This window comes from Streptomyces sp. NPDC059649 (genome assembly GCF_042734445.1).
Lineage (GTDB): Bacteria > Actinomycetota > Actinomycetes > Streptomycetales > Streptomycetaceae > Streptomyces.
Genome location: NZ_JBHWDV010000071.1, coordinates 19,166 through 29,903, shown reverse-complemented (window position 1 = coordinate 29,903; position 10,738 = coordinate 19,166). Strand labels below are relative to the sequence as shown.

At 74.4% G+C, this 10,738-nt stretch carries 10 protein-coding genes; 7 read left to right on the top strand and 3 right to left on the bottom strand.

Annotated features, from left to right (window positions below):
• Window positions 1-333: 333 nt before the first annotated feature.
• The 6 genes from ACFV1J_RS36905 (at window position 334) to ACFV1J_RS36880 (ending at window position 5,927) form a co-directional block, all read left to right on the top strand.
• The gene (locus ACFV1J_RS36905; RefSeq protein ID WP_385865762.1) at window positions 334-747 is read left to right on the top strand and encodes a DUF3151 domain-containing protein; all 414 of its coding nucleotides are present in this window, start codon (window positions 334-336) and stop codon (window positions 745-747) included.
• Between the two features lie 206 nt (window positions 748-953).
• Window positions 954-1,802: a tryptophan 2,3-dioxygenase family protein gene (locus tag ACFV1J_RS36900; RefSeq protein WP_385865760.1), complete on the top strand. Its 849-nt coding sequence runs from the start codon at window positions 954-956 to the stop codon at window positions 1,800-1,802.
• Complete coding sequence (gene kynU / locus ACFV1J_RS36895; protein ID WP_385865758.1) at window positions 1,795-3,054, top strand: kynureninase; 1,260 nt, start codon at window positions 1,795-1,797, stop codon at window positions 3,052-3,054. Before ACFV1J_RS36900 ends, kynU begins: the two co-directional genes overlap by 8 nt.
• A complete protein-coding gene (locus ACFV1J_RS36890; protein ID WP_385865756.1) occupies window positions 3,051-3,812 on the top strand; it encodes an alpha/beta hydrolase family protein in 762 nt (253 codons plus the stop codon). The genes kynU and ACFV1J_RS36890 overlap by 4 nt, the downstream gene beginning before the upstream one ends.
• A 148-nt stretch (window positions 3,813-3,960) precedes the next feature.
• A complete protein-coding gene (locus ACFV1J_RS36885) occupies window positions 3,961-5,274 on the top strand; it encodes a sensor histidine kinase (RefSeq protein ID WP_385865764.1) in 1,314 nt (437 codons plus the stop codon).
• Window positions 5,271-5,927, top strand: coding sequence for a response regulator (locus ACFV1J_RS36880; RefSeq protein ID WP_385865754.1), 657 nt, complete (start codon window positions 5,271-5,273; stop codon window positions 5,925-5,927). Before ACFV1J_RS36885 ends, ACFV1J_RS36880 begins: the two co-directional genes overlap by 4 nt.
• A 198-nt stretch (window positions 5,928-6,125) precedes the next feature.
• Here ACFV1J_RS36880 and ACFV1J_RS36875 read toward each other — a convergent pair whose 3' ends face one another.
• Window positions 6,126-7,766 (bottom strand): ABC transporter permease, encoded by a 1,641-nt coding sequence (locus ACFV1J_RS36875; RefSeq protein ID WP_385865752.1) that lies wholly within the window; start codon window positions 7,764-7,766, stop codon window positions 6,126-6,128.
• A complete protein-coding gene (locus ACFV1J_RS36870; RefSeq protein ID WP_385865750.1) occupies window positions 7,763-8,707 on the bottom strand; it encodes an ATP-binding cassette domain-containing protein in 945 nt (314 codons plus the stop codon). Before ACFV1J_RS36870 ends, ACFV1J_RS36875 begins: the two co-directional genes overlap by 4 nt.
• A gap of 94 nt (window positions 8,708-8,801) precedes the next feature.
• On the opposite strand from ACFV1J_RS36870, the gene ACFV1J_RS36865 reads away from it, so the two are divergent.
• Complete coding sequence (locus tag ACFV1J_RS36865; RefSeq protein ID WP_385865748.1) at window positions 8,802-9,365, top strand: GbsR/MarR family transcriptional regulator; 564 nt, start codon at window positions 8,802-8,804, stop codon at window positions 9,363-9,365.
• Between the two features lie 168 nt (window positions 9,366-9,533).
• Here ACFV1J_RS36865 and ACFV1J_RS36860 read toward each other — a convergent pair whose 3' ends face one another.
• Window positions 9,534-10,595 carry a hypothetical protein gene (locus tag ACFV1J_RS36860; protein WP_385865746.1) on the bottom strand — a complete coding sequence of 354 codons (1,062 nt, stop codon included), beginning with the start codon at window positions 10,593-10,595 and terminating at the stop codon, window positions 9,534-9,536.
• Window positions 10,596-10,738: the final 143 nt, after the last annotated feature.

Below are 10,738 nucleotides of genomic sequence, written 5' to 3'. Positions count from 1 at the left end.
GGGCCTTGTTCGTGGACGTAAAGCGAAGCAGTCCACGAACAAGGCTCCGGAGGTCCGTCACCGCACCCAACAACAACCCAGCCCGCCGCAGGCGCAACGGCGAGACGCCCCGCGGCGCCGCAGACAGGTGCGTGCGGGGGCGCCGCCAAGCGCGCAACGGCGAGACGCCCCGCGGCGCCGCAGACAGCTACGTGCGGAGGCGCCGCAAAGCGCCACGGCGAGACGCCCCGCGGCGGGACGGACGGGTACGTGCGGGGGCGCCGCAAAGCGCGCAACGGCGAGCAACCCCGACGGCGGGACAGACAGCTACGTGGGTTGAGAGAGACTGGGGCTATGCCCATTCACGAAAACCTGCTGGGGGGACCGCCCCCCACTCACCTCCCCGACGACCCCGGGCCCCGTGAGGCGCTCGCGGCCGGTACCGCGCCGGCCGAGGTCGCCGCGAAGTACCCGACGTCCTCCCTCGCCTGGGCGCAGCTCGCGGACGACGCGTTCGAGGGCGGCCGGGTCGTCGAGTCGTACGCGTACGCCCGCACCGGCTACCACCGCGGTCTGGACGCGCTGCGCCGGGCCGGCTGGAAGGGCCACGGCCCGGTGCCGTTCGAGCACGAGCCCAACCGCGGCTTCCTGCGGGCGCTGCACGCCCTCGCCCGGGCCGCCGAGGCGATCGGCGAGCAGGACGAGTACGAGCGCTGCGCGCAGTTCCTGAAGGACTCCTCGCCGACGGCCGCCCAGATCCTGGGCTGACCCCGACGGAGGGGCCCCGGCCGCACGGCGCCGGGCTCCGCGACGCGCGCCCGCGACCGCGCGCCCTGGCCCGCCTGGCCCTCTGACCAGGCGGGCCTTGCCATTGCCGGGGACCATTGCGGAAGATGCCCGGTGGGGACCGGGGCCCCCGTGCCGGAATCGGCAGGGGCGGACCGCTACCCGGAGTACGTTTCGAGGAGACAGCGATGTCCCACGAGGTAACCGGCGGGGCTCAGGAGCCTGAGACTGAGACCCCGAACCTCGACTTCGCAGGTACCACCCCGTACGAGGACTACGTCCAGGCGGACGTCCTCACCCACCTCCAGCAGCCGCTCTCCGACGATCCCGGCGAGATGGTCTTCCTGGTCACCACCCAGGTCATGGAGCTGTGGTTCACGGTCATCGTCCACGAGTGGCAGACCGCGGCCGGGGCGTTGCGCCGTGACGACCTGCCGGTGGCCATCGACGCGCTGCGCCGCTCCGCGTACGAGCTGGAGGCGCTGAACGCCGCGTGGAAGCCGCTGGCCAAGCTGACCCCGGCCCAGTTCAACGCCTACCGCAGTGCGCTGGGCGAGGGGTCCGGGTTCCAGTCGGCGATGTACCGGCGGCTGGAGTTCCTGCTCGGTGAGAAGTCCGCGTCGATGCTGGTGCCGCACCGCGGCGCGCCCCGCGCGCACGCCGAGCTGGAGAAGGCGCTGCACGAGCCGAGCCTGTGGGACGAGGTGCTGCGGCTGCTGGCCCGCCGCGGCCACCCGGTCCCCGCGGCCGTACTGGAGCGGGATCCGGCGCAGCGCTACGAGGCGGACCCGGCGGTCGAGGCCGTATGGGCGGAGATCTACGGGGGGGACCAGGACTCCGAGCTGGTCCGGCTGGGCGAGGCGCTGACCGAGGTCGCCGAGCTGGTCTGGCGATGGCGCAACGACCATCTGGTCGCGACCCGGCGGGCGATGGGGGCGAAGATGGGTACCGGTGGTTCCGCGGGCGTCGCCTGGCTGGAGAAGCGGGCCCGCAAGAACGTGTTCCCCGAGCTGTGGACGGCGCGCAGCCATGTCTGAGACCCCCGAGACCCCCGCGGCTCCCGCGTCCGGGAGCGAACTGGCCATCCGCGCACAGGAGTTGGACGCCGCCGATCCGCTGGCTGCGGTCCGCGAGCGGTTCGTGCTCGACGACACCGTCTATCTGGACGGCAATTCCCTCGGTGCGCTGCCCCGCGCGGTGCCCGGCCGGATCGCCGACGTGGTCGCCCGCGAGTGGGGCGAGCTGCGCATCCGCTCGTGGACCGAGTCCGGCTGGTGGACCGCGCCCGAGCGGATCGGCGACAAGATCGCGCCGCTGATCGGGGCCGGCCCGGGCCGGGTGGTGGTCGGCGACTCGACCAGCGTGAACATCTTCAAGGCCGTGGTGGGCGGCGTCCGGATGGCCGGGAAGGGCTGTACGGAGATCCTCGTCGACGCCACGACCTTCCCGACCGACGGCTACATCGCCCGGTCGGCGGCCCGGATGACCGGGCTCGCGGTGCGGCCGGTGGAGCCGGCCCGGATCGCCGACGAGGTCACCGAACGCACCGCGGTCGCGCTGGTCAACCACGTCGACTACCGCACCGGCCGGCTCAACGACCTGCCGTCCATCACCACCGCGCTGCACTCCGCGGGCGCGCTGGCCATCTGGGACCTGTGCCACAGCGCGGGCGCGCTGCCGGTCGGCCTGGACGCGTACGGCGTGGACCTCGCGGTCGGCTGCACGTACAAGTACCTCAACGGCGGCCCGGGTTCGCCCGCGTACCTCTACGTCCGCGAGGGGCTCCAGGAGCGGTTCGAGTCGCCGCTGCCGGGCTGGAACTCACACGCCGACCCGTTCGCGATGGACCCCGCCTACGCCCCCGCCGACGGCATCCTGCGCGGCCGGGTCGGCACCCCCGACATCCTGTCGCTGCTGGCGCTGGAGGCGGCGCTGGAGGCCTGGGACGGGGTGTCCATCGAGGAGGTGCGGGCCAAGAGCCTGGCGCTGACCGACTTCTTCCTGGAGTGCGTGGACGCCCATGTGCCGCCGGGCCGGGTCCGGTCGGTCACCCCGGCCGACCACCGGCAGCGCGGCAGCCAGGTGGCGCTGGCCTGTCCGGGCGCCGGTGAGGTGATGGACGAGCTGATCCGGCGCGGCGTGGTGGGCGACTTCCGCCACCCGGACGTGCTGCGCTTCGGCTTCACCCCGCTCTACACCTCCTTCGCGGACGCGGAGCGGGCGGCGCGGGTGCTCGGCGAGGTGCTGGGCGCGCAGCCGGACGCGGTGGCGCCCGGGGCCGGCGGGTGAGCGCGGCGGACGAGGAGTCGGCGCTGCTGGGGCTCGCCCCGGTGGCGCCGGACCGCACGCTGTCCTACGGGCCGCACCCGGACCAGGTCATCGACCTCTACGGGCCGTGGGGCGCCGGCGCCGGGCCGCCGGTGGTGCTGCTGCACGGCGGCTTCTGGCGCGCGGCCTACGACCGGCGTCATCTGTCGCCGCTGGCCGCCGCGCTGGCCGGGCAGGGGCGGCCGGTCGCACTCGTCGAGTACCGCAGGGTCGGGGCGGGCGGCGGCGTGCCGGGGACCTTCGAGGACGTGGCGGCCGGTATCGAGGCCGTCGTGGCGCTGGCTCCCGGCGCCGGCGGTCCGGTGCTGGTCGGGCACTCGGCGGGCGGGCACCTCGCGCTGCTCGCCGCGGCCCGGCCCGGCACCCCGGTCGCCCGGGTGCTGGCCGTGGCGCCGGTGGCCGATCTGGCGCGCGCCCATGAGCTGGGCCTCAGCGACGGGGCGGTGGCGGAGCTGCTCGGGCCGGGCCCGGGGCTGGCGGAGCGCCTGGCCGCCGCCGACCCGCTGCGCCGTCCGCCGGCCGGCGTCCCGGTGATGCTCCTGCACGGCACCGACGACCCGGACGTCCCACCGGAACTCTCCCGCCGGTACGCCGCGGCGCACCCCGGCGGCACGGAGCTGCGCGAGCTGCCGGGCGTGGGGCACTACGCCCCGGTGACGCCGGGCACACCGGCCTGCGCCACGCTGTGCGGACTGCTGCCCGGGCCCGCCCCGGGATGATCCCCGGCACCGCGCCGACCTCGTAGTACTTGAGACGGACCCCGGCAAATCCCCACTGGTGAGGACGCCCGGCGGTCCGTCTCTGCTTACCGTTGTCTGCGTGAATGAGAAGACCCAGCCGCAGAACACCCTGCGCTCAGAGGCCCGGATAGCTCACGGTGCGCTCCACCGGCTGCGCCAGGACCTGTTCGTCGACGCCTTCGCCTTCCGCCCGATGCCGCCGCTGGAGGACGCCAAGGTGAACCGGTGGGTCCCCTGGCTGCCGGAGCGGCTGCGGCACTGGGCGCGCTGGCTGCCGCACCTCATCGTCGGCGGTTTCTCGGCGCTGGTCTTCCTGGCGACCTTCACCATGGGCTACGACATGGGGCCGGTGCGCGGCGTTCTGGCCGGCGGCTTCTCCCTGCTGGTCGCCGCCGCGCCGGCGCTCACGCTCTTCCGGCCGGTGGGCGCCTACTGGCTGTCGCTGGGCACGTTCGTGATGTCGGTCATTGCAGACGGGATCATCTCCGACTACCCCAGTGCCTTCAGCGGCACCGCCTATCCCACGCTGCTGGCCGTGATGACGCTGGTGGTGCTGCGCACCCGGCCCCGGCTGGCGGTGGAGATGTGGCTGGTCACCCTTGGGGCGGGGGCCGTGGTGATGGGGGTCACCAGGAACGGCTCGGGCGATCTGGCGCCGGTGATGGCCTTCAGTGCCATGGTGCTGATCTCCGCCGCCGCGGTCCGCGCCTGGCGCGAGGAGCGCCGGACGGTCGTCGAGACGCAGACCGTGACCGCCGAGGAACGGTCCCGGCGCACTCTCCTGGAGGAGCGCGCCCTGATCGCCCGTGAGCTGCACGACGTGGTGGCCCACCACATGTCCGTGATCGCGATCCAGGCCGAGGCGGCCCCCTACCGGGTCGAGGACACCCCGCCCGAGCTCGCCAAGTCCTTCGCCACGATCCGCGAGAACGCCGTCGCCGCGCTGACCGAACTGCGCCGCATCCTGGGCGTGGTCCGTTCCGAGGATCCGGACGCGTTCGCGGAGGCCGACCCGGAGGCCCCGCAGCCGACGCTGGCCAGCCTCGATGCGCTGCTGGACAGCGTCCGTGGCGCCGGGCTGAACGTCGAGGCGGTGATCACCGGTGCGCCGCGTCCGCTGCCGCAGGGCGTGGAGCTCTCCGCGTACCGGATCGTGCAGGAGGCGCTGAGCAACACGCTGCGCCATGCGCCGGGCGCCGAGGCCCGGGTGGAGATCTCGTACGTGCTCGGCGGGCTCGGCCTGCGGATCGTCAACGGCGTCCCGAGCCGGCTGGCCAAGCCCTCCCCGGGGGCGGGGCACGGCGTGCTGGGCATGCGGGAGCGGGTGCAGATGCTGGGCGGCGAGATGACCGCCGACCACACCGAGGACGGTGGCTTCGAGGTCGCGGCGTTCATCCCGGTCGCCCCGTCCGAGACCACCGCGAAGGGGGGTGCGGCATGATCCGGGTGCTGATCGTCGACGACCAGGTGATGGTCCGCGAGGGGTTCTCCGTCCTGCTCAATGCCATGCCGGACATCGAGGTCGTCGGGGAGGCCGTGGACGGCCGCCAGGCGGTGCGGAAGGTCGCGGAGCTCAAGCCCGACGTCGTCCTGATGGACATCCGCATGCCGGAGATGAACGGTCTGGACGCCACCCGCGAGATCGTCGCCGCCGACGCGGACGCCAAGGTCCTGGTCCTGACCACCTTCGATCTGGACGAGTACGTCTACCAGGCGCTGCGCGCCGGGGCCAGCGGCTTCCTGCTGAAGGACGCCTCGGCGGGCCAGCTCGCCGAGGGCGTGCGGATCGTGGCGTCCGGCGAGGCCCTGCTGGCCCCGACCGTCACCAAGCGGCTGATCTCGGAGTTCTCCCGGCTGGGGACGCCCCGCGCCCCCGCCCAGGAGCGCATCGCCGATCTGACGGAACGCGAGACCGAGGTGCTGGTGCTGGTCGCCCAGGGCCTGTCGAACGGGGAGATCGCGTCCCACCTCGTCGTCGCCGAATCGACGGTGAAGACGCATGTCAGCCGGATCCTGGTGAAGCTCGGCCTGCGGGACCGCACGCAGGCGGCGGTGTTCGCGTACGAGGTGCGGCTGGTGACGCCCGGCGCCTGAGCCCCATCCCGGTCCACAGCCTGTGGACACGAGTGCGCCGCCGGAGTCCGCTACAGCTCCGGCGGCGCACGTCTGTGGGGGCGGTTTCACGTGAAACGGCGGCGTACGTCGGCGAGTTGTGGTTTCACGTGAAACGGCGGCGTACGAGAGGCGTGTCGGTTTCACGTGAAACCGTCGGGCGGATCAGCCGAGGTCGCCTCAGTCGAGGTCGCGACGGCGGAAGCCGGTCAGGCCGGCGACGAGGAACACCGCGGAGAGTGCCAGCAGCCAGACGAACGGGGCCGCGGTGGCCTCCGTGCCCGGGAGCTTGGGCAGATGGCCGTAGGGCGAGAGGTCCATGGCCCACTGGGGGAACTTCAGCGACGGCCCGATCCAGCCGAGCGCCAGGCAGCCGCCGACCACCGCCCACACGGCCGTGCTGGCCCGGGGCAGCAGACCGAAGGCCAGCACCGCCAGACCGGTGAGCGTCCAGACCGCCGGGACCTGGGCGAGCGCGGCGGCCAGCACCGGCCCCACCCGCCCGCCGAGATCGCCGACCGAGATGCCGTACGAGACGCCGAGCGCCAGCCCGCCGAAGCCGAGGACGACGACCGTGCCGGCGTAGGCGACGACCAGGTGGCCGGCGGCCCAGCGGAGCCGGCCCACCGCGCCGGCCAGCACCGGTTCGGCCCGGCCGGCGGTCTCCTCGCCGCGCAGCCGGAGCACCGCGCCGGCCGCGTAGATCGCGGCGACCATGCCGAGCATGCCGACCATCGTGGCGAGGAAGGCGTCGGTCAGCCCGGCCTGCCCGCCCATCCGCTCGAAGATCTCGCGGGTCTGCTGATTGCCGCCGACCATGTCGGACGCGCCCTCGGCGATCCCGCCGAAGACCACCCCGGCGCACACGTACCCGAGCGTCCAGCCGCCGAGGGTCGTCCGCTGCAGCCGCCAGGCCAGGCCGAACGGGCCGGCCAGGGAGCGCGGGGCGACCGCCGGACCGGGCCGCGCGGACAGGAAGCTCATGCCGAGGTCGCGGCGGGCGGTCAGCGCGTAGGCGGTGGCCACGGCGAGCGCGCTGCCCGCCAGGAAGAGCAGCCCCACCCACCAGCGTTCGTCGGCGTACGCCCGCAGGTTCTCCGCCCAGCCGAGCGGCGAGACCCAGGTGAGCGGGGAGCCGGCGGTGGCGTCGGCGGCATCGCCCGCGCCGCGCAGCGCGAAGGCGAGGCCGAGCACCGCGCCGGTCAGCCCCTTCGCCATCCGGGCGCTCTCGGTCAGCTGGGCGGCGATGGCGGCCAGACCGGCGAAGAGCATGCCGGTGCCGCCGATGGCGAGCCCGAGGGCCAGCGAACCGGCGGCCGGCCGGCCGGACCGGGCCAGCCCCGCCGTGATCAGCACGACGAGCGCGGTGTTGGCGAGCAGCGCCGCCAGCAGGGCCGCGGTCAGCGGCGCCCGGCGGCCCACCATCGCGGCGGACAGCAGCTCCTGACGGCCGGTCTCCTCCTCGTCGCGGGTGTGCCGGACGACGATCAGCAGGCTCATCACCGCGGCCAGCACCGCCCCGAACCCGGCCATCCGCCAGGCGATCAGGCCCCCGAGGGAGTCGTTGAAGACGGGGCCGTACAGCGCGCGCATCGAGCCGTTGGCGGTCATCGAGCCGGCCAGTTCGGCGCGTTCGGCGGCGGTGTCGTAGAGCGCCTCGAAGGACGAGCCCAGGCTCGCCACGACCAGGCCGAGGCAGAGCACCCAGGCCGGGATCATCGCCCGGTCGCGGCGCAGGGCCAGCCGCAACAGGACGCCGGTACCGACCAGTTGGCGGGAGCGGGCGGTGCCGGTGGGCACCGCGGCGGCCACGGCGGTCATCGGGCGACCGCCGTCTCGTCGCGGTCGGCCCCGCCCCGTACGTCGTCCTGGTAGTGCCGCAGGAACAGCTCCTCCAGGGTCGGCGGCGTGCTGGTCAGGCTGCGCACCCCGGAGGTGCCCAGCGCGCGCAGCACGGCGTCGAGCTTGTCGGTCTCTACCTGGAGCCTGACCCGGTGCCCCTGGACGTCGAGGTCGTGGACACCGGGCAGCGTGGCCAATCCATTGGGGAGGCCGGTCAGTTCGGCCACGATCGACGTACGGGTCAGGTGCCGCAGCTCGCCGAGCGAACCGGACTCGACGGTCCGTCCCTTGCGGATGATGCTGACCCGGTCGCAGAGCGCCTCGACCTCGGACAGCACATGGCTGGAGAGCAGCACCGTACGGCCGCGGTCGCGCTCCTCGGCGACGCAGGTCTGGAAGACCTCCTCCATCAGCGGGTCGAGCCCGGAGGTCGGCTCGTCGAGGATCAGCAGATCGACGTCGGAGGCGAAGGCGGCGACCAGGGCGACCTTCTGCCGGTTGCCCTTGGAGTACGTGCGGCCCTTCTTGGTCGGGTCGAGCTCGAAGCGCTCGATGAGCTCGGCACGGCGCGCAAGATCGAGTCCTCCGCGCAGCCGCCCGTAGAGATCGATGACCTCGCCGCCGGAGAGGTTGCGCCACAGGGTGACATCGCCGGGGACGTAGGCGATGCGGCGGTGCAGGGCGACGGCGTCGTGCCAGGGGTCGCGGTCCAGGAGCCGGGCGGTTCCGCGGTCGGCGCGCAGCAGGCCGAGCAGGACGCGGATGGTGGTGGACTTCCCGGCGCCGTTGGGCCCGAGGAAGCCGTGTACCTCGCCGGCCTCGACGGTGAGGTCGAGGCCGTCCAGCGCATGGGTCCGCCCGAAGGACTTGTGGAGGCCTTCCACCCGGATCGCGGGAGCGGGAGCGATTGGCTTGGTCATGCTTCGGAAGCTACGCTAGTTTCACAAATTTGTGAAGTTAAGAAACCATATAAAGTTGAGCGGGGTGGTGCTGATCAGGGGAGAGGATGCGGACATGAGCAATGCGGAACGCACGGCCGGTACGGCCGGCGGCGACGGGCGGCGGGAGGCCGACCCGCGCGCCCAGGAAGCGATCTCCCAGTTCGTCGAACGGTTCGCGGCCCAGCTGGTGGACGCCGGGATGACCCGCATGCCGGCCCGCGTCTTCGCCTGCCTGCTCGCCTCCGACTCCGGCGTGCTGACCTCCGCCGAGCTGGGCGAACGGCTCCAGATCAGCCCCGCCGCGGTGTCCGGCGCGGTGCGCTACCTCTCCCAGGTCGACATGATCAGCCGCGAGCGCGAGCCGGGCTCCCGCCGCGACCGCTACCGCGTGCACAGCGATCAGTGGTACGAGGCGCTGACCCGCCGGGAGAACGTCCTCGCCCGCTGGGAGGGCACCCTGCGCGAGGGCGTCGACAGCCTCGGCCCGGACTCCCCGGCCGGCCGCCGGCTCAACGAGACCCTGGTCTTCTTCGAGTTCCTGCAGAAGGAACTGCCCGCCCTCCTGGACCGCTGGCGCGACCACCGCGACCAACTGCGCGCGGGCTACGACGCCGCGGAGGACGGCCCGGACGACTGACGGCCGCCCCCTCGGCCCGCCCGCCGCCCGCGCGCCCCAGCCCGCCCGCCGCCAGCGCCTCACACCCGCCGCCCGGCCTGCCCGCCCGCGCCTCACACCCGCCGCCCAGTGCCCGGCAGCCCGCCGCCCGGAACGTCAGTGCCGCCGCCCGGCAGCGCGGCCACCGGCTCACCCCCGCCGCGGCAGCTGCAACCGCCAGGCCCCCGGCTGCACCGTCCACGTACGGGTCCGCACCGGCCCGCCGACCACCGCGTCCGCCCGGTAGTGGAAGTCCGCGCCGGACACCGTCACCGCCCGCGCCCGGGCCCGTACCGGATGCCCGCCGCCCGGCCAGTGCACCACGACCTCGGCCAGCTCCCCGCCGTCGCCCCGGCCGTCCCCGTCGCTCGCGAGGTAGCCGGTCCCGGCCCCCGGCCAGACCTCCCCGGCCTGCCCGCCCGGCACCACCGAGACCCCGCGCACCGGCCGGTCCAGATCCGCCAGCAGCACCCCGTCCGCCTCGATCCGCAGCCGCTGCCCCGGCACCCGCGCGCGCCGGCTGCCGCCCGCCGTCCCGGCTTCCGTACGGGACGATCCCCAGCGCCCGGCCGCCGGTGCCAGCAGCGCCAGCGCCGTCCGCGCGGTCCGGGCGGCCGGCCCCCACCACGGCCGGTGCCCGTCGTCGCCCGGCGCCCCGGCCTCCACGCGGGACGCGTCCGAGGGCCCCGCGCCCGCCGCCCGCTCCCCGGCGTCCACCGGCCCGGCCGCCCCCGGCACGAACACCCGCCTCGCCCCGGTCTGTGCCCGCCGCCCGCCGTTCCGCCCGCCGTCCTGCCCGCACGGGATCCGCAGCCCGCCCAGCACGATCCCGCCGCTGTCGTCCGCCAGCAGGTCCATCGCCCGCTCCGCGCCGTCCAGCACCGTCCGCGCCGCGGCGACGGTGTCCTGCGGGACGCCCAGCGAGCGGCTCAGCGCCACCGCGGCCGGCGCCCCCACCGGGACCATCGACACCGGCACCCCGGCCAGCTCCCGCTCCTTGTGCAGCAGCCCCACGACCCGCAGCAGCGCCCGGTCGTCGCCGATCACCACCGGCCGCCGCTGCCCCCGCCGGGCCAGCGCCCGCGCGAACTCCTCCGGTCCCTCCGGCAGACAGATCTTCGCCCCGGAACCCCCCGCCCCGGCACAGAGCACATCCCGCGCAATCCGCACGGATTCGCCGTCCGTACTGCGCGCGACCGGATCGATGACCACGAGCAGGGGGTACCCCCGAACGGAGTCCACGGGAGAGTGCCCAGAAGGCTGCGCCGACACCTCGGTCCTTCCTCAGGTAGCATCTCGGTGCAAGAGCCCCTTGCGCTATTGCGCCAGGGGCTTCGTCTATTCCGGGGCACCGG